Source organism: Marinobacter antarcticus (genome assembly GCF_011049865.1).
GTDB classification, from domain to species: Bacteria; Pseudomonadota; Gammaproteobacteria; order Pseudomonadales; family Oleiphilaceae; genus Marinobacter; species Marinobacter antarcticus_A.
In genome coordinates, this window is sequence record NZ_DRGY01000024.1 from 1 (window position 1) to 19,303 (window position 19,303).

The window sequence follows — 19,303 nt, forward strand, 5'->3', positions numbered from 1 at the left end:
CTAATGGCACCGGTCGCTTCGCTGTGGGCAATAACACCCGCAAGCTGCGCAGACACCGTGACCAGAAACGCTTCTTCACCCTCATCAAAACACCGGGAACTCTCTCTTTGCTGAACCACGAGAACACCGAGCACCCGGCGATGGTGAATAATAGGAACCCCGAGGAACGACCGGAAGCGCTCTTCGCCGGTTTCAGGAAAATATCGATAACGGGGATGGGAGGGCGCATCTTCCAGATTGATCGGCTCTTCCCGTGAGCCCACAAGCCCCACAAGCCCTTCTGAGTGCGCAAGGCTCACTTTGCCGACGGCTTTCAGATACAGACCTTCAGTCGCCATCAAAATGTAGCGGTTAGACGCGGGATCCAGCAAGTAAACAGAGCAGACCTCGGTTCCCATAGCTTTTTGCACACGCGAAACGATGATACTCAACGCTTCATGAAGATCACGAGCGCTGTTTACCTCTTGTACAAGACTTCGCAGAATGGTCAGCATGGGCGTTTCAGTCCGTCATTTCGCCTGTTCCTTTAAACGCCGGTTATGCTCGCTTCTATGCCACTGTTCCATGTTGTAGAACAGTCTTGGCGCAAGTTCTCTCAGCGCACGTCGATACACTTCACGTTTGAAGGACACCACCTGACCCAACGGATACCAGTAGCTTACCCACTGCCAACCGTCGAACTCCGGTGAATCCGTTCCGTCAACGCGCACTTGCGCGTCCGGTGATAACATCCTCAGCAGGAACCATTTCTGTTTTTGGCCCACGCAGACGGGGAGCGAGTTGTGCCGTACCATCCTTCTGGGAAGGCGGTATCTCAGCCAGCCCCGGGTACAACTGATGATTTCGACATCGTTGGTGCCCAGGCCAACTTCCTCTTCAAGCTCTCGATACAGCGCGTCTTCCGGCGATTCTTCATGGTTGATACCGCCTTGGGGAAACTGCCAGGAGTCTTGCCCTATTCGCCTTGCCCAGAGAACTTCTCCCCGGTGGTTGGCCAGAATGATTCCGACGTTGGGTCTGAAACCGTCTGAATCGATCACGGCACAGTCCTCTTGATAAAGTCGGCAGACCGGTCAGATACTTACTGGCCGGATTTTTCCAAGTTGCTCTCATTCTTACAGAATCCCAAGGCTTCGGCAAACACAGCCGTGCGGGGGCACCCATGGTAAGATAGCCGCTTTCCTCAAGCACCGTAATCCCTGGAGGTAATGACTTGACGCTCGCAATTTTTGATCTCGACAACACACTACTGGCTGGAGACAGTGATCACGCCTGGGGCGAGTTCCTCGTCGAGGAGGGTATCGTTGATGCCGAGACCTACCGCAAGAGCAACGATCGTTTCTATCAGGACTACCTGAATGGTGAACTGGATATACTGAACTATCTCGGGTTTGCGCTTCAGCCCCTGTCCATTCACAGCATGGATAAGCTGCTGGAGTGGCGGGCTACGTTCATGGATAAAAAAGTGCAACCCATGCTGCTGCAAAAAGCAGAGGCGCTTTTAAACAGCCACCGGGAGCGCGGCCACACCCTGATGATTATCACCGCCACCAACCGGTTCGTGACCGAGCCCATTGCCAACATACTGAACATTGAACACCTGATTGCCACCGAGCCCGAAATGGTCAACGGTCGCTACACCGGCGCAATCGCAGGCACGCCCAGTTTTCAGGAGGGCAAAGTCACCCGGCTGAATGACTGGCTGTCCGCGAACGATGAAACCCTAGAAGGCGCCTGGTTCTATAGCGATTCACACAATGATTTGCCACTGCTGAAAAAAGTGACCAACCCTATTGCGGTTGACCCAGACCCAACGCTGGAAAAGCACGCCAGAAACCAGGGGTGGGACGTTATTACACTTCGCGAATAACGCGCTCGTCGTTACATAAAGCCGGTCAGTGAGCGCACAAAGCAGGATTTAATGTAGTCAGTTTCCGGAATCCCGGGAATAATCGGGTGATCCGGCGCCTGATGTCCCTGCTCAAGGAGTTGCACAAACCGGTCAATCTTGCGACCGCTGCCCCGAATGATATCAACCAGCTTTTCCTGCGAAAGGTGCATGGAACACGAAGCAGAAACAAGAATCCCGTCCCGTTCCAGCAACCGCAGCCCAAGCTGATTCAGCCGCGCATACGCCTGCTCGCCGGCTTTCTGGTCCCGGCGCCGGGGAATAAAGGCCGGCGGGTCCAGCACCACAATGTCGAATTTCTCTTTCTCGTCCGCCAGCGCCTTCAGCGCATCGAACGCGTCGCCTTCAATAGTCTCCACATTATCAAGACCGTTGAGTTTGGCGTTATGGTGGACCGAATCAATCGCACCTGAAGAGCTGTCCACACAGGTAACCTGAGTGGCACCGGCACAGGCTGCCTGAATACCCCAGCCACCCACGTAGCTAAACACATCCAACACCCGCTTACCCGGCGCGTAAGCCTGCAGGCGCTGGCGATTCATGCGGTGATCGTAAAACCACCCGGTTTTCTGACCGCCTTCAAGTGGTACTTCGAAGCGCACACCGTTTTCTTCTACTTCAAGCAGCTCAGCCTCCGGGCCGTGGGCCTGCTCAATATAGGTGTCGAGTCCTTCCACGCTGCGCATCTTGCCATCGTTCTTGAGAATAATGGCCTTCGGGTGCGCTAATCGCTGAACCGCCCGGATAATCGATTCTTTCATCTGCTCCATGCCGGCAGTGGAGATCTGCACCACTACGGTATCGCCAAACCGATCCACCACCAGCCCGGAGAGCCCGTCGCTGTCGCCGAACACCCAGCGATAAAATGGTTTCTCAAACAACCGCTCCCGCAACGTGAGCGCCGTTTCCATGCGCTGGGTCAGCCGGTTCGGGGTTATGCCCTGCGCAGCATCCCGACTGATCAGGCGACCGCAAATAAGGGCGTGGGGATTCACAAACACAACGCCGAGCGGCTTGTCATTGGCTGCACGCAGTTCGGCCTGAGTACCAGCTTCAAACTGTGTTAACGGTGATCGCTGTATATCAACTTCGTTACTGTAAACCCACAGATGGCCAGCTCGAAGCCTGCGCTCCGCGCCTTTGCGTAGATATAAAACCGGGAAATTCATTGCGACCACCTAGGGAAAGAAATTCAGGGCGGAAATTATACATGAAGCGACGACTGTCGCACCCAAGCTCGGGGAGCCGGCGGGCAAGGCTTTCCAAAACTGTGCGGAGCCATGGATGGCGCAGCCAAGCGTACACGGACGTATTCACAGCGTGTTTTGGAAAGCCTTGCCCGACGGTTCCTTATCAGTTTAATCAGCGGCCGCTACATGCTCCGCATAAGACACAGCGTCCATCAAACCTTCAAGCTCACCTTCATCCGCAAGCTTTACTTTGAACAGCCAGCCGTCGCCGTAAGGGTCTTCATTCACCTTCTCAGGCTCATCCTCCAGATCTTCATTAATCGCGATGACGTCACCTGTAACCGGGCTGAACACATCGGATGCGGATTTTACGGATTCCGCAACACCCGCTTCCTCTCCACCGGTAACCGTGTCACCGACCTCGGGAACGCCGATATAAACCACATCACCCAACTGCTCCTGGGCGAAGTCTGTAATACCGACCGTTGCGATGCCGTCGGCGTCTACACGGACCCATTGGTGGGTATCAATATATTTAAGATCAGAAGGGATTTCGCTCATAAAGGTAATTCCTGAAGGATTTTTTGCGCAGTGTAACCGAAGACGTTAGCGCCAGCGAACCTCTCGTGCCAGCTTCATGAACGAGTCCATGTATTGCACGCCCACATCGCGTTCGCGGCGCCCCAGAAAAATCTGTTTGGCGATGCCTTCTTTGCCCAACTTTACCGGAACCACACCCAGGCGGTCACTGTACTCCTGCACCAGCCACCGCGGTAACGCGGCTACTCCGCGGCCCGCCGCCACCATTTGCAACATGATATCCGTGGTCTCAATGGTTTTATGGCGTGCCGGGCGCATGTTTGCGGGAACCAGCAAGTAATTGAACACATCCAGCCGCTCAATGGCCACCGGGTAGGTAATCAGAGTTTCGGGCTCCAGATCCGCAGCCTCGGCCCAGCGTTTACCGGCCAGACGATGGTTAGCGGCCACCACAAGCACCTGCTCATAATCAAACACCGGCTCAAACACCAGCCCGGGCCTGTGCAACGGGTCGGGCGTCACGAGCATGTCGATATCGTGGCCGAACAGCGCGCCAATGCCACCGAACTGAAATTTCTGTTTTACATCCACATCCACAGACGGCCACTGTTCAAGGTAGGGCCCTACCACTTTCAACAGCCACTGATAGCAGGGGTGGCACTCCATCCCGATGCGCAGAGTGCCCGCCTGCCCTCTGGCGAATTGGTCGATCAGCATTTCCGCGTGTTCGAACTGTGGCAACAAACGATTCGCCAGTGCTAACAGATGGCTGCCTGCCTGCGTCAGCCGAAGCTGCCGTCCTTCCCGTACCCAGATAGGCGTTCCCAGCTGTTGCTCCAGTTTGCGAACCGAGTGGCTGAGCGCGGACTGTGTCAGATGAAGGCGATGTGCAGCCGCCGTCAACGAACCTTCCGCTTCTACGGACCGAACAACTTCAAGATGATGACGCTCAATCATTCGACAACCCATGAATTTAATTAATGGAACCCTGAAATAATACCATTATTTTTCATTGAACCGGAGCGCTAATCTGGCAAAACCTCGTGACGAACAGCGAACAACAGAATCAGGAGTTTCAGATGACCATAACCCACAACCTTGGCTACCCGCGCATCGGCGCGCACCGGGAACTTAAATTTGCGTTGGAGGCGCTTTGGCACGGCAAATCCGGCGAAAACGCCTTGCGCGCAACGGCCGCCGAGCTTCGCGAGGAGAACTGGCGGCAGCAGGCGGATCTCTCCCTGGCGCCCATAGGCGATTTTTCGCTGTACGACCAGGTGCTGGACATGAGCGCCACACTCGGCAACCTGCCCGAGCGTGCCCGGGCCAATGAAGGCTCCAGCCTGGATGCGTATTTTCGGATCGCTCGCGGACGCGCCTCCAGCGACACTGCCTGTTGCAGCGTGCATGCCGGTGAAATGACCAAGTGGTTCGACACCAACTATCACTATATCGTGCCGGAATTCAGTGCTGGCACAACGTTCAGCCTGAATGCCGACCGCCTTCTGGAGCAACTGGCCGAAGCACGCGCTCAGGGCCTAACCGCCAAGCCGGTCATTATTGGCCCTGTGACGTATTTGTGGCTGGGCAAAGCGCAAGACGGCTCCAATCCTCTGGACCTGCTACCTGACCTGCTGCCGATATACCGCGAACTGCTGGAAAAAATTGCCGCAGCGGGGGCCGAGTGGGTACAGATTGACGAGCCCGCTCTGGTTACTGAACTCAGCGCTGACTGGCGCCATGCGTTTGCGCTCGCCTATCACGATCTGAAAACAACGCCGGTTAAGCTGCTACTCACCACTTATTTCGGGGAACTACGGGAAAACCTGCAGTTGGCGTGCGAGCTGCCAATCGCAGGCGTTCATCTGGACGCCATCAGTGCCCACGGAGAGGTCTCGCAGCTAGCGGACTGGCTGCCCGCTCATAAAGTGTTGTCCCTTGGCGTTATTAACGGGCGCAACATCTGGAAAACCGACCTGAACGCGACGCTGGACTGGCTGGAGCCGCTGAAGGAAAAACTGGAGGAGCGCCTTTGGCTCGCGCCTTCGTGCTCCCTTTTGCACGTGCCGGTTGATCTTGAAAGTGAAACCACCCTGGATCCTGAGATTGGCAACTGGCTGGCGTTTGCGCGTCAGAAATTGCAGGAGCTGGGCATCCTGGCGAAAGCGCTGGATCACGGCCGCGAAGCCGTCAGTCAGGAACTGAAGGCCAACCTTGGAGCGGTCGAGAGTCGGCGGCAGTCTGCGAGGGTGCACAATCCGGCGGTCGCCCAGGCGCTATCGGCCATTACGCCGGAGCTTGGCGCGCGTAAAAGCCCCTTCAGCGCAAGGGCCGCGCTGCAAAAGCAGCGTTTCCAACTGCCGGCTTACCCCACAACAACCATTGGATCGTTTCCGCAAACACCGGAAATCCGCCAGGCGCGCAAAGAGTTCCGTCAGGGGACCCTGGCCCCGCAAGACTATACGGTGAGAATTAAGGAAGAAATCGCCTACTGCGTTGAGCGCCAGGAAGCACTTGGCCTGGACGTGCTGGTACATGGAGAGGCCGAGCGCAACGACATGGTCGAATATTTTGGCGAGCAGTTGGAAGGGTACGTTTTCAGCCGCTTCGGCTGGGTGCAGTCTTACGGCTCAAGGTGCGTAAAACCGCCCATTCTGTTCGGCGACATAACCCGCCCCAACGCTATGACGGTAGACTGGATCCGATACGCCCAGTCGCTCACGGATAAGCCCTTGAAAGGCATGCTGACCGGACCTGTTACTATCCTGAACTGGTCGTTCGTACGTGACGATCAGCCGCGCAGAGATACCTGCTTGCAACTGGCACTGGCGGTAAGAGAAGAGGTGCAGGATCTGGAAAATGCGGGCGTAGGCATTATCCAGATCGATGAAGCGGCATTGCGCGAAGGATTGCCACTGCGACAATCAGACTGGAACGGCTATCTGGAGTGGGCTATTGAGGCGTTCCGCATCAGCGCCAACGGCGTGGGTGATGACACACAAATCCATACTCACATGTGTTATTCGCAGTTCAACGACATCATCGGCGCGATTGCCCGCATGGATGCGGACGTGATTACCATCGAAACGTCGCGCTCAAATATGGAGCTGCTTGATGCATTCAAAGGCTTCGAGTATCCCAATGACATTGGCCCGGGTGTTTACGACATCCACTCGCCCAATACCCCCAAAGCGGCCCAGGTAACGAGCCTGATGAAAAAAGCGGCGGAGCGAATTCCGGCACAACGCCTGTGGATTAACCCCGACTGCGGCCTGAAAACCCGGCGCTGGGAGGAGGTCATACCCGCTCTTGAGGCGATGGTAGCAGCGGCGAAAGAACTGCGAGCACACCACTAGGGGCTTGCTGAGGAGGTTGCTGAGAGGGTAACTGAGACGATTCAGTAACCCGCGCTGTTTTTATCCAGCTCAAAGTCGAAATCCAGGGCCCGGCATACTTGCGTTGTGAAGTCGCCGGAAGCCTGGAGTTCAAACCATCGATACCCCGGGGCCAAGTCCTCTACAGAGAACTCGCGCGCGCCGGATGTAAATTGAATACACGTAGACGGTGTCGCCAAAAGTTGCACGTCGTTTCTGCATTGCTCGTGGGCCTGGTGAATGTGGCCCCACAGCACCACTTTTACCTGAGGGAACCGATCAATTACCCGCCAGAAGTCTGCGCGGTTCCTGAGACCGATATCGCTCATCCAGTCAGCTTCAATATCAACCGGGTGGTGGTGCAGTGTGACAAGCGCGGGCAAATGCGGGTGCTGCCCCAGCCTTTCCGCCAGAAAATCCAGCTCAGCTTGGGCCAATTCCCCGAACACTTTCTCCGGCACCGAAGAATCCAGAAGAATAAACTGCCAACCACCCTGAACAATGTGCCTGCGATCTGCGCCATAGCGGGCTGCCACCTGGCCCAGAAGCTCAGCATGATCGTGATTTCCGGCAAGCCATGCAGAGCCGCAAGCAAACGCTCCAAGGCGATCACCAAGCACCCGATAGGCCTCCTCCGAACCGTCCTGGGCGAGATCACCGGTGGCGAGGATCAGATCCGGTTGTCCATGGGCTTTAAGCACCTGTGCGATCACGGCGTCCAGGCTGTCGCGGGTATTGACACCCAGCAGTGCGCCATCGGCGCTCGCCATCAAGTGCGGATCGGTTAACTGCAGTACCCGAAGCGGCCGGGTAATTTTCTGGGAAGACATGATGCGTTTCGTCTGCTCGCTGGCCGTTGCTTGAAGAACTCTCTTACGAACAAGTTTACGTTATCGGCTCTGTAATTTATTACCTGCGACTGGAAGCTGCGTCACATTCTGTGCGAATAACGTGCAATGTATTGCACGATTTAACAGTTTTGTGCAGTTTCATGTCCTCTCAATCCTGGCGGACTCAATCCGCGCCTTCGCCGGCAGTCCAGGCCGCATACTCGAGTGGCAGGTGGCCAAATTTCAAGCAGTACTCAAGCCAATCGACCAAGAACCCATTCACCTGAACCTTCTCATCCGGATGATGCATAAACCGGTTGGGGTAGTCATTAACCGGCGCGATCTGAGTATCTCTGTAGCAGCTGATAACCTCCGCCATTGCCGCATCGTGATATACCCGCACGGTCATCTGCGGGTTGTTGAGCCAGCGACCGCTATTGTGGATTTGCTCAAGCAGGAGCGTTTCGGTGAACCGGGCGGTTTGCAGCACCCGAATCCGAACCCGGCCCAGGTATTCGTTTTCCCGATGCAGTTCAATGTCGCACACCGAGTGGCCGTCCACTCTCAGTTGGCGCAGCCTGCGAAGGCGCTGGTAGTTGCCTTCACACAAGGCACCGAACTGGCGCAGGTCTGGCACGTAGCGCTTGGGCTTCATTGTCCACTCGCCCATCACTGCCCCCCTGCCCGCAATCTCGGCCGGTTCAGTTGAAGCCACTGAATAGCAATGATGGCGGCGGCATTATTGATGCGACCGTCACTGATCATGTCGATGGCTTCATCTGCCGATACAACGTGGGCGCGAATGTCTTCGTGTTCGTGTTCAAGCCCGTAGAGCCCGCCTGCGAATTCGGTGCTGACCCGGCCATAATAGAGGTGAATCATTTCGGTAGTGCCGCCCGGAGAAACCAGATAACCGCATATTTTTTCGAGCGTGCTGAACGTAAGCCCGGCTTCTTCCTGACCTTCTCGTTGGGCAACGTCTTCGTTGGTTTCGCCAACTTCGTTCATTCCGGCTACGAGTTCGAGCAACCAGGGGGATTGGACGCGCCCCAGTGCGCCGAGTCGGAATTGCTCCAGCAACACAATTTCGTCTCGCTCGGGGTCGTAGGGCAGCACGCAGGTGGCGTCGCCGCGGATGAAGAGTTCGCGGGTAAATTGGGGCATGTTCCGGCCGTCAAAGCGCGGGTGTGTCAGCCACAACTTGTCCATGCGAAAAAAGCCTTGGAAGACGGTTTCGCGTTTTTCGATGGTGACGTCGCTGGCTTTAAACTGGAACGGCTCGGTCATGGTTTACCCTGCAGTGGAATCGACTTTGAACGATAGACTCTGGCTGTGGGGTATTGCAAGCCTTCTTGGTGCTTGCTTGGGTGCAAGGCAGGGATCGAGAGTTGTGCGCTGGCAGGCGCGAGCTCCTATTACGCCGGCCGCCAGCTTCGGGGAAACTCAGACCTTATCGTAGAGCTTACTTCCCGCGTCAATAAACTCCTTGGACTTCTCCTGCATGCCACCTTCGCGGAATCCTTGGGCCGGGTTTCGTCGTGGAAGGCGCGGGCTGTGTCTGGGTCCAGGCCCAGGTTGAACTGGTCTTCCCAGCGGAATTCGAACCGGGCCTTGGAGAGAGCATTGTCACGCATCTGAGCACCCGGGTGTCCTTTGGCCAGGTCGGCGGCGTGGGCGGCAATTTTGTAGGTGATGATGCCGGTTTTCACGTCGTCTTTGTTGGGCAGGCCCAGGTGTTCTTTGGGCGTTACGTAGCAGAGCATGGCGCAGCCGTACCAGCCGATCATGGCAGCGCCAATGCCCGAGGTTATGTGGTCGTAGCCCGGGGCTATGTCGGTGACCAGTGGGCCGAGGGTATAAAACGGTGCTTCGTCACAGCATTCCAGCTGTTTGTCCATGTTCTCCTTAATCAAATGCATGGGCACGTGGCCGGGGCCTTCGATCATGCACTGCACGTCGTGCTTCCAGGCTATTTTGGTGAGCTCACCCAGGGTTTCCAGCTCGCCGAACTGGGCCGCATCATTGGCGTCAGATATGGAACCGGGGCGCAGGCCATCGCCGAGACTGAAGGAAACATCGTAAGCTTTCATGATTTCGCAGATGTCTTCGAAGTATTCGTACAGGAAGCTTTCCTGATGATGAGCCAGGCACCATTTCGCCATGATGGAGCCGCCGCGGGAGACAATGCCTGTGGTGCGCTTGGCGGTCATGGGTACGTGATGCAAGCGCACGCCAGCATGGATGGTGAAGTAGTCTACGCCCTGCTCTGCTTGCTCAATCAGGGTATCCCGGAAGATCTCCCAGGTGAGGTCTTCGGCCACGCCACCTACTTTTTCCAGTGCCTGATAAATGGGCACTGTGCCGATGGGCACCGGTGAGTTTCGGATGAGCCATTCGCGGGTTTCGTGAATGTTCTTCCCGATGGAGAGATCCATAATAGTGTCGGAGCCCCAGCGAATGCCCCAGGTGAGCTTCTCCACTTCTTCCTCAATAGAGGACGTAACCGCAGAAGTGCCAATGTTGCCGTTGATTTTCACCAGGAAGTTGCGGCCGATGATCATCGGTTCCGATTCGGGATGGTTAATGTTGGCGGGGATAATTGCCCTGCCCCGCGCAACTTCGTCGCGCACAAATTCGGGGGTAATTTCCGGCGGCAGGCTGGCCCCATATGACTGGCCTGGGTGCTGATCTTTCAACAGCCCCCGTTCGCGGGCTTCCTGTAGCTTCATGTTTTCGCGTATCGCGATGAATTCCATTTCCGGCGTAACAATGCCCTGGCGCGCATAATGCATTTGGGTGACGTTTTTATCCAGTTGCGGATCCTTCATGCGACGGCGGGTGAACTCCGATGTATATCCCGGCAACACCACGGTATCATCGCGTTCGGCTATCCAGGCAGCTCGAATGGCAGGCAGCCCTTTGCGCAAGTCGATGGTTGCGTCTGGGTCCATGTAAATACCGGATGTGTCGTACACCATCACAGACGGGTTTTTCTCGCCGCCCAATTCCGTGGGTGTATCCTGTACTGTAATTTCCCGCATAGGCACGCGCAGGTCGGAACGGCTACCCTGTACGTATACTTTGCGCGATCCTGGCAACGGCTGTATCTACGCGGGCGGAATCACTTAGGTAAGCTGGCAGATCTGTCATCATTTGCTCCCGGAATTTATCGTTGGTATTCGGGTCGCGCATGACAGGGAGAGCAGCTATGCCTCTATTTTACAGGTAGCGTTCGCTCTTCGATGGTCTGGTCTCGATCCCTACGCCGGTATTATCCGGATCAGGTCGCGGGTTCTGCGTTGCAATCTCAGCCGGCTACCAAAAACTCAGGCAGCTAGCACCCCGTCAAGACGCGATTCTATAATGCGTAGCACTTAAAATGAGTGCTACTTGCAAGTGTAGAGCTGAAGACGATTATTGTCCATAATGACCGGTCTGTTTAGGCCGGCTTGATGTATCGATCCATGCCACCACGGATGTCGCCTCCATGTCATCTGGGGCGATCCGGCATTCCTTTCAAGCGCCCCGGGTGGGTGCAGATGTGCACATGTATTCAGGAGTAATGATGAAGAAACGTTTGCTTTCCGGACTTGTTGGCCTCTTGGCAGCTCAACCCGCTCTTTCCCTCGATCTGGTGGAGACCTATGAGAAAGCACTCTCCTATGACTCCGGCATTGCCACAGCCCAAGCCAGGCTTGAGTCCCAGCAGGCCGCCAGCGATATCAGTCGCAGCAAGCTTCTACCTCAGTTAAATGCTTCTGCAGAGGCCAATTACACTGATATTAGTGGGCCTCTCCAAGTTGTGGACTACACTACTGTCGGGTTTGGACTGCAATTAACTCAACCGGTGTTTCGTGCCGATGCCTGGTTTAGCTATGACGCCAGCCAGCTTCAGACCGATTCCGCCCGAGCCCAATATAATCTGGCGCAACAACAGCTGATTCTGGATGTCGCTTCGGCGTATTTTGACGTTCTGCGCGCGCGAGACACAGTCACCACGCTTCATGCTGCTGAAATCGCGATTCAGCGTCAGTATGACCAGGCCCAAGAACGTTTTGATGTGGGCCTGATTGCCATCACAGCAGTGTATGAGGCTCGCGCTACCTTTGATGATAGCCGCAGCCAAAGAATTGCAGCAGAGAATCGCCTGAATATTGCTCGCGAGCAGCTGGCAAGACTGACCGGTGAGTACACTGAAGATCTGGAGAATTTGCGTCAGAACTTCCCATTGAGTCCACCAAACCCAATGAGTCCGGACCTGTGGGAAAAAACGGCTCTAGAGCAAAACTGGTCCATTCAGGCGGCGACGTTCGACTTGAAAGCCAGCGAGAAAAATCTGAAAGTGGCTAAAGCGGGGCACTATCCGACAGTAGATTTGCAAGCGTCTTATGGCAAGTCCAAAGTTGGCAATATCGGTGGTCAGAGGTCCATATTTCAGCGCGAAGGCACCACTACTCGAGGCGTAATTGGCTTACAGTTGAGCGTTCCTCTGTATGCAGGCGGAGGTATTCAGGCGGGTGTGCGCCAGCAGCGTTCACTGGTTGTAGTGGCAGAAGAATCGCTGAACACGGTGCGACGGGACGTGCGGGTAAACACTCGCAGCCGGTTTTTGACCATCAATAACAACATTGAAACAACGTCGGCCCTGAACCAAACCATCGTATCGCGACGCAGTGCGTTGGACGCGACCCGAGCAGGATATGACGTGGGTACACGTAATTTCGTGGAAGTACTGGACGCTGAGCGCGCCTATTACGTGGCTCTGCGCGACTACGCTAACTCCCGTTACGACTATGTTCTAAATTCGCTGCTATTGAAACAGTCCGCAGGCACGCTAAGCCCAAGGGATCTGATTGATCTGAACAATTGGCTCAGTGCCAGTGCACCTGGTATTGAGGCTTTGGCCAATGACCGGAAAACACTGGGAGATCCTACGCGCCAGTGAGCGTGGGCCAGTGAACGTGAATAGCGTAGACAGTTACGATGAGTCCAGGGTGAGGAGCGAAGCACTCCATCCAGGGCCTTCAGATTATCTGAAGGCCCTGGATGACAGGCACAAAAAGCCTGGTTGTCTCAAACCCTCTCAATAATGCCGTCCACTACCCGGTCCAGAGCGCCCTTATTCTTATTGACCACTGACAGTGCACGCTGACCGCCAGCCCGGCGTTTGTCAGCATCACTGAACAGATCCGACAGATAGCCGAACAGTTCATCGGCACCGCCGATCAAGGTCACTCCCCGATCGTCCAGTAGCCTGTTATAAATCGTTTCAAAGTTGAACACATGAGGCCCCGAGATCACAGGAACCCCCCAACATGCGGGTTCCAGCGGATTGTGACCACCGCACTCTATCAACGAGCCGCCCACAAACGCCACATCACTGACGCCATAAAGCATCATCAGCTCACCCATTGTATCCCCAAGGTACACTTCTGCGCCGGAGGGCGCTTCTCCAAGAGATCGCCGCGCCAATGAAAACTCCTGCTTCCGTACCTTATTCGCAACCAGTTCAAAGCGTTCCGGATGGCGCGGCACCAGAATCAACAAGGCGTCCGGATAATCTTGCAATAGCTGCCGATGCGCCGCCAGCACGTCAGCATCCTCACCTTCATGGGTGCTACCGGCAATCCACACCGGGCGTGACGAGAACGATGCCTTGAGTTTCCGTGAAGCTTCTCGCACCGTTTCGGGTATATCCACATCGAACTTAACGCTTCCGGTCACCGCAACATTGGACGCTGCAACGCCAATGCGCCGAAATCGCTCTGCGTCTTTTTCTGCCTGTGCCGCCACCCAGCTGATACTGCGCATGATCGGTGCAACCAGGCTTTTAACTCGCTCATAACCTTGTGCGGAACGCTCGGAAAGCCGCGCATTTATAAGAAAAACCGGCACGCGCCGTGACCGGCTCTGTTGTATCATGTTCGGCCATATTTCCGTCTCCATGATAACCAGAATTCTTGGGTTTGCCCGGTTCAGAAAACGACGTATTGATCCCGGCGTATCGTAGGGCGCATAGGCGTACTGAATCTGGCTGCCAAACATTTTCATTGCCTGTGTCAGACCTGTGTCTGTCATGGCGGTCATCAGTATCGTGATGCTGGGATTGCGAGCGAGCAGGCGTCGCACCATGGGCGCCGCAGCAATGGTTTCGCCAACCGACACGGCATGCACCCACACCACGGTACCGCTGGCCCGGGGCACGAAGCCCAAGCGCTGCTGCCAGTTACGACGCAGTTTCGGAGCATGCCGACCTTGCCACCACAGGCGCAGAAGTATAAAGGGGAGCAGCAGCCTTATAAGCTGTGAATAGATAAATTGAAGCACGCAGGACTCCTGGCAAACCAGTGCGGTATCATACCCCACCCCCTGTTAATTTGCTTCCGACTGATCTTGCCGGGCACCATAGCCTGGCCTTTATTCATCGACCGCTCAGGATCTGTTTCAAGTGACGAAGAAACACCGCAAGCAGCCTCGCAATACAGACTATTCCGTTTATCGTCATCCTCGCTGGTGGCCAACCTGGGCTGGAATCGCAATTATGTGGTGCGTCGCGCAGCTTCCCATTCGTTTTCAATGGTGGCTCGGCAAGCAGGCGGGCCTGCTTGCCTGGCGTTTTGCCAGCCGACGCCGCCACATAGCCGAAGTCAACATCCGGCTGTGCTTTGCCGAATTCAATCAGGCGCAGCAAAGCGCGCTGGTTCGCAACACGTTTATTGCGAATGGGATTGGCTTGATTGAGCTGGGTGTCGCATGGTTTCGAGACCCGGCAAAGCTCACCAACATAACGGACGTTCACGGCAAGGAGCATCTGGACAATGCCTTGGCTGAAGGCAAAGGCGTTCTTCTGTTGGGCGGCCATTACAGCACGTTAGACCTGGGCGGTAGCCTGATTACGGAATATATTGAAGCGGACGTGATGCAACGGGATCACAACAATCCGCTTATGAATGCCATTATGACCCGGGCGCGGGAGCGTCGGTATAAATCGGTTCTCGGAGCCAGGGATCTTCGCGGCTTGTTCCGGAGCCTTCGAAATAACCGCACCGTATGGTACGCAACTGACCAGGATTATGGCCGCAAAGACATTGTGTTTGCGCCGTTTTTTGGCATTCAGGCCGGCACAATTACCGCAACGTCGCGGATAGCCGCGCACAGTCATTGCAAGGTCGTTCCGTTCAGCCACTTCCGACGAGAGGACAAACCCGGTTACGACATTTATTTTCACCCGCCCCTGAAATCGTTTCCAAGCGGTGATGATCTGCAAGACGCAACCCTGATCAACCAGATATTAGAGCGGGAGATAAGGCGCGCGCCAGACCAGTATTTATGGATGCACCGGCGCTTCAAAACGCGACCAGACATAAACGACCCGGGCTTTTATGGCGACAAATAAAGCATCAACGGCACCTGTAATATGGTTGCTCACAGACAACAAACCCGGGCATCGGAACCAACTGAAAGGCCTGGGAAATCGACTGCGTGTAAAAGCCGGCGCCAGCCTGTCTTGGATAAACGCTAACGACATCCGCGTTCCATTGTGGCGCGCACTGTTGGGAATGCCGCCGGCGCTGGATACATCACTTCCCCGCCCGAACCTGATCATCGCGGCAGGCTCGAGCACCCAAAGGCTGCTGCTCGCTTTGCGGCGGCTCAGAAACGCAAAAACCCTGGTTATCATGAAGCCGTGGTTTCCCCGCACGTGGATCAACGGCTCAATTATTCCTGCCCATGATGGCGTTGCACAAAACCTCGATACTCTGGTCATAAACGGCGTCATCAACACCGTTACGCCCCTTGCCCAAATTACCGACAAGCCGGAGGCCCTGGTGTTACTGGGCGGCCCCTCTCCACATTTCGATTGGGACGATGACGTTGTGTTCGGGCAAATCACCCATCTGATCGACGAATACCCACAGTGGCGCTGGACCATCAGTGGCTCAAGGCGAACGCCGGAAGCTCTCAGGGCGAGGCTTGATGAGCTTTCAAGCACCCGGATCACCGTGGTCAATCCCGACAACACCCATGAAGACTGGCTGGGCCATCGCGTTGCCGCATCGAAAGCCATCTGGGTAACTCCGGACAGCATGTCGATGGTGTGCGAGGCTGCAACATCCCGAGTGCCAACCGGGCTGTTCCATCTATCTGAACGCCCAGGCAGTCGGGTCGCCAGCGGCGTGCAGCAGTTAGTCCAAACGGGGTATGTAGCTCGCTGGAGCGATCATGCTACGGTAATGGGTGGCAACATTGGCCAGGAGACAACTCTTTGGGAGGCAGATCGGGCAGCGCAGTGGGTCATTCAGCGCTGGCTTTCTCCCGGAAAAGGTACCGTGCAAAAAAGACACAAGAGGAAGACGACTTGAGAATTCTTCAAACACTGCCGGCCCTTTACAGCGGCGGTGTAGAACGGGGCACCGTGGAATTTGCATCTGACCTGATAAGACAGGGCCACGAATCTTTTGTGGTTTCCAGCGGCGGCCCATTGGCAGATCGTCTGCAAGCGCAGGGCTCAACACACATCGAGATGCCGGTTCATCGCAAATCCCTTGCATCGTTCGGCCAAATTCGACCCATGCGCAAACTGATTCAGCAATTGCAGCCAGATATCATTCATGTCCGCTCGCGCATGCCGGCCTGGATTGTACGCCTGGCATTGCGAGGGTTACCGATGCATCAGCGGCCGGCCATTGTTGCAAGTTTTCATGGCATGTATTCCGTTAACGCATACAGCGCCGTTATGGCGAAATCAGATCACATGATTGCGGTTTCAAACTGCGTGCGCGATTACGTTCTGCAGAATTTTGAGGTTCCGGAACACAAGCTGACCGTGATACAGCGCGGCGTGGATGTGGATTACTTTCAAAACCGGCAGCTAAGCGAAACATGGCGAAAGACCCTGTTTGCGGAGTTTCCCGAGCTTGAGAACAAGCGCATTGTGATGATGCCAGGGCGTATTTCCCGCTGGAAAGGCCAGCTTCAGTTTTTGGAGGCAATGGCAGAAATTATCCGCCAGAAACCTGACTGCCACGGCATTGTTGTGGGCGGAGTGGAACCTGGCAAAGGGCGTTTTATGGGGGAGCTTGAGCAGCGTCGTGCAAAACTCGGATTAACCGACAAGGTCACCTTCCTGGGACAACGAGAGGACATGGCAGAGCTTTACGTATTCTCCGATCTGGTCTGCCACATGTCGACAAAACCTGAGCCCTTCGGTCGCACAGTGACCGAAGCACTGTCATCCGGCACGCCTGTTGTGGCGTTTAACCGGGGCGGGGCCGCTGAAACATTACAGGCGTGCTTTCGCGACGGGCTTGTTGCACCGGATGACACCCGGGAATTCGCCCGGGTATCGCTCCGGCTGTTGAGCCATAAAACACCGCACATCGAGATTCCTTTCAGGTTCCGCCTGCAGGCCCAAACCGAGTCGACACTGGAGGTTTACCTCAAGGTCCTTGGCAAAGCGCCGCCATCTTCATGAGCGCACCAGACTGCCTCACCGTTGTTCAACTTATCGCCACTCCGGGAGGCAACTGGGGCGGCATGGAAAAGCACACTGCCGACCTTTCGGAGGAGCTTGTACGTCGCGGCCATAAAGTGCACGTTCTTGCTCACCCGGAATACCAGAATCGCTTTTCAAACACGATTCACTTCCATCCTTTACCGGTTCAATGGGGTAGACGGAACCCCTTGCTCAAGTGGCGTTTGCGCAAAATTCTCCGGGAATTATCGCCCAACGTCCTCCACGCCCAAGGCAATAAAGCAGCCGCAATGCTGTCGGGCGAAGGAAAACCGGGGAGCGTGACATTGGGCACTCTCCACGGTACCAAATCCAGCCACAAGGACTTCGACAAACTCGACGGCGTTATCGCCGTGAGCAAAGGCATCCAACAGGCGCTAACGCATCCCGACACAAAGCTGATTCACAATGGAATCAGGCCTCATGGCAACAGCGCAATAACGACCCATCGAATACCCGAAAGCCAGGACTTTGCACTGGCTATCGGCCGCCTTGAGCCGGTTAAACAATTCGACAACCTGATTGCGGCCTGGGCGACACTCAAGCCCCAACTGCCGTTGTATATTCTGGGGAACGGCTCAGAGGCCGATGCGCTAAGGTCACAAATCGAACGCCTGAACGCCCGCGGCTTCATAAAACTGCCCGGCCACGAGGACAATCCCGCGGCCTGGCTTCAGCACGCATCGGTATGCGTTATCAGTTCAGGGCGCGAGGGCTTTCCCTACACACTGGTCGAAGCTTTGCTGGCACGCTGCCCTGTGCTGTCAACGCCCGTTAACGGTGCACTTGATCTTCTTCCGGCGGATAGCCTGGCTGCGTCGACAGATCCCGGCGCACTTCAGACCCTGCTATCAGAGCGGCTCGCAGACCTGGAGGGCCTGAAAAACAGCCAGAACGTATGCTTTGAGCGTGCTTCGCAAGAGCTGACACTGGAGGCAATGACGAATCTCACAGCGGATTTTTATTACCAGCTTCTCCGCAAAAAAACAGCGAACTGATCTCACCATTCTCGCGGTGACTCATCGTTAGCGTCTTGGGCAATCCCAGAATCAGTTTTCTATCGGGTTCTCGCCGTTTATCTCCGCCAGCATCTGCAGCTCTTTTGCCTTGGCCAACCTCATAAAGTTTCTATTCGCCGCGGTGATCGACACGCTGAACCCGAACCAGCCGTTCAAAACTTGCCGATGAACCAGATAATATTTTAGAAACTTGAGAGGAAACTCCACATACAATCGCCCAGCGGAGATCTTTCGGCCTTTTGCTGCCATATACCGGGCCTGCTCTGAGGAGAGCTGGCAGTATTTTCTTTCCATTTGCTCGAGCGATATAAGCGTTCTGTGAAGCACATCCCCCTTCAGGTAGAGCACTTTCCCTTCCCTCACCTGGGGGCGATCATTGTTGCTATCCTTCTCTGGCTCTATCGCCGCTCTTTCCCGGTTGTACAGGCGCAAGATTTTCTTGTTTTTATCATGTTTGAAAGGATGCCCGGGGTTCGGTTGTGACAACACCCAGCGCATTTTAAAACCCGCGACATCCACCGGGATGGGCGCGCCGAAAAGCGACTTGATGTTGTCCACAAGTTCATCCGACAACACTTCATCGGCGTCGAGATCAAGAACCCACTCATTCCGGCAAAGGCTTGCGGCAAAGGCCTTTTGGCAAGCGAAACCCTGCCAATCATTGTGTACAAACCGGGCTCCCGCCATTTCCACAATGTCTCGGGTTTTGTCAGTGCTTCCAGAGTCTACGACAATGACTTCGTCAACCCAGCCAATCACCCTTGCCAGTGACTCCGGAAGCCTCATCTCTTCGTTCTGGGTAATGTAATAAACAGATAGGGGTAACTTCATCACAGCTCCTGACATCAACACAGTCGACTCAAGCCACAGGCCGGTCATTATTACGATGCCAGTATGATAAAGTAATTCATTAACGGTTGGTGCTTT

17 protein-coding genes, 1 pseudogene and 1 riboswitch are annotated in these 19,303 nt (G+C 55.4%); of the genes and pseudogenes, 7 read left to right on the plus strand and 11 right to left on the minus strand.

Annotated features, from left to right (window positions below; genetic code table 11):
• Both ENI00_RS02550 and ENI00_RS02555 read right to left on the minus strand, forming a co-directional pair.
• Positions 1–494 (minus strand): GAF domain-containing protein (locus ENI00_RS02550; protein WP_304098391.1); only part of this gene is annotated, 494 nt, incomplete at its 3' end.
• A 15-nt stretch (positions 495–509) separates the two neighbouring features.
• A complete protein-coding gene (locus tag ENI00_RS02555; protein ID WP_304098396.1) occupies positions 510–1,040 on the minus strand; it encodes an RNA pyrophosphohydrolase in 531 nt (176 codons plus the stop codon).
• 173 nt (positions 1,041–1,213) lie between these two features.
• On the opposite strand from ENI00_RS02555, the gene ENI00_RS02560 reads away from it, so the two are divergent.
• Complete coding sequence (locus tag ENI00_RS02560; protein ID WP_304098399.1) at positions 1,214–1,870, plus strand: HAD family hydrolase; 657 nt, start codon at positions 1,214–1,216, stop codon at positions 1,868–1,870.
• Positions 1,871–1,881: 11 nt separating this feature from the next.
• Here the strand turns inward: ENI00_RS02560 and ENI00_RS02565 are convergent, their stop codons facing one another.
• The 3 genes from ENI00_RS02565 to ENI00_RS02575 all read right to left on the minus strand — a co-directional run bounded on the left by ENI00_RS02565 (position 1,882) and on the right by ENI00_RS02575 (position 4,596).
• Complete coding sequence (locus ENI00_RS02565; protein ID WP_304098401.1) at positions 1,882–3,078, minus strand: class I SAM-dependent rRNA methyltransferase; 1,197 nt, start codon at positions 3,076–3,078, stop codon at positions 1,882–1,884.
• Positions 3,079–3,267: 189 nt separating this feature from the next.
• On the minus strand, positions 3,268–3,660 hold the full coding sequence (gcvH, locus tag ENI00_RS02570; RefSeq protein WP_304098404.1) for a glycine cleavage system protein GcvH: 393 nt from the start codon (positions 3,658–3,660) through the stop codon (positions 3,268–3,270).
• 45 nt (positions 3,661–3,705) lie between these two features.
• Positions 3,706–4,596, minus strand: coding sequence for a LysR family transcriptional regulator (locus ENI00_RS02575; protein WP_304098408.1), 891 nt, complete (start codon positions 4,594–4,596; stop codon positions 3,706–3,708).
• A gap of 122 nt (positions 4,597–4,718) precedes the next feature.
• Here ENI00_RS02575 and metE point away from each other — a divergent pair, with 122 nt between their 5' ends.
• The gene (metE, locus tag ENI00_RS02580; RefSeq protein WP_304098411.1) at positions 4,719–6,995 is read left to right on the plus strand and encodes a 5-methyltetrahydropteroyltriglutamate--homocysteine S-methyltransferase; all 2,277 of its coding nucleotides are present in this window, start codon (positions 4,719–4,721) and stop codon (positions 6,993–6,995) included.
• A gap of 41 nt (positions 6,996–7,036) precedes the next feature.
• Here metE and cpdA read toward each other — a convergent pair whose 3' ends face one another.
• The 4 genes and pseudogenes from cpdA to thiC form a co-directional block, all read right to left on the minus strand.
• Entirely contained in the window at positions 7,037–7,843 is an 807-nt protein-coding gene (cpdA, locus tag ENI00_RS02585; RefSeq protein ID WP_304098414.1) for a 3',5'-cyclic-AMP phosphodiesterase, read from the minus strand.
• Between the two features lie 184 nt (positions 7,844–8,027).
• Entirely contained in the window at positions 8,028–8,513 is a 486-nt protein-coding gene (locus ENI00_RS02590; RefSeq protein ID WP_304098418.1) for a DUF1249 domain-containing protein, read from the minus strand.
• Complete coding sequence (locus ENI00_RS02595) at positions 8,513–9,130, minus strand: NUDIX domain-containing protein (RefSeq protein ID WP_304098422.1); 618 nt, start codon at positions 9,128–9,130, stop codon at positions 8,513–8,515. Before ENI00_RS02595 ends, ENI00_RS02590 begins: the two co-directional genes overlap by 1 nt.
• 215 nt (positions 9,131–9,345) lie before the next feature.
• Positions 9,346–10,950 (minus strand): annotated as a pseudogene (gene thiC / locus ENI00_RS02600) (phosphomethylpyrimidine synthase ThiC); the annotation flags it as partial.
• 133 nt (positions 10,951–11,083) lie between these two features.
• Positions 11,084–11,198, minus strand: a riboswitch (TPP riboswitch).
• A gap of 210 nt (positions 11,199–11,408) precedes the next feature.
• Between thiC and ENI00_RS02605 the strand changes: the two are divergent.
• Positions 11,409–12,788 carry a TolC family outer membrane protein gene (locus tag ENI00_RS02605; RefSeq protein WP_304098472.1) on the plus strand — a complete coding sequence of 460 codons (1,380 nt, stop codon included), beginning with the start codon at positions 11,409–11,411 and terminating at the stop codon, positions 12,786–12,788.
• 128 nt (positions 12,789–12,916) lie between these two features.
• Here ENI00_RS02605 and waaA read toward each other — a convergent pair whose 3' ends face one another.
• A complete protein-coding gene (gene waaA, locus ENI00_RS02610) occupies positions 12,917–14,170 on the minus strand; it encodes a lipid IV(A) 3-deoxy-D-manno-octulosonic acid transferase (RefSeq protein ID WP_304098426.1) in 1,254 nt (417 codons plus the stop codon).
• A gap of 121 nt (positions 14,171–14,291) precedes the next feature.
• Here waaA and lpxL point away from each other — a divergent pair, with 121 nt between their 5' ends.
• The 4 genes from lpxL to ENI00_RS02630 are packed head-to-tail and all read left to right on the plus strand — an operon-like array spanning position 14,292 to position 18,355.
• Positions 14,292–15,239, plus strand: coding sequence for an LpxL/LpxP family Kdo(2)-lipid IV(A) lauroyl/palmitoleoyl acyltransferase (lpxL, locus tag ENI00_RS02615; protein ID WP_304098429.1), 948 nt, complete (start codon positions 14,292–14,294; stop codon positions 15,237–15,239).
• Complete coding sequence (locus ENI00_RS02620; RefSeq protein ID WP_304098432.1) at positions 15,226–16,206, plus strand: mitochondrial fission ELM1 family protein; 981 nt, start codon at positions 15,226–15,228, stop codon at positions 16,204–16,206. The genes lpxL and ENI00_RS02620 overlap by 14 nt, the downstream gene beginning before the upstream one ends.
• Complete coding sequence (locus tag ENI00_RS02625; RefSeq protein WP_304098435.1) at positions 16,203–17,318, plus strand: glycosyltransferase family 4 protein; 1,116 nt, start codon at positions 16,203–16,205, stop codon at positions 17,316–17,318. Before ENI00_RS02620 ends, ENI00_RS02625 begins: the two co-directional genes overlap by 4 nt.
• Entirely contained in the window at positions 17,315–18,355 is a 1,041-nt protein-coding gene (locus ENI00_RS02630) for a glycosyltransferase (protein WP_304098438.1), read from the plus strand. Before ENI00_RS02625 ends, ENI00_RS02630 begins: the two co-directional genes overlap by 4 nt.
• A gap of 51 nt (positions 18,356–18,406) precedes the next feature.
• Here ENI00_RS02630 and ENI00_RS02635 read toward each other — a convergent pair whose 3' ends face one another.
• Positions 18,407–19,207: a glycosyltransferase family 2 protein gene (locus ENI00_RS02635; protein WP_304098440.1), complete on the minus strand. Its 801-nt coding sequence runs from the start codon at positions 19,205–19,207 to the stop codon at positions 18,407–18,409.
• Positions 19,208–19,303 lie beyond the last annotated feature (96 nt).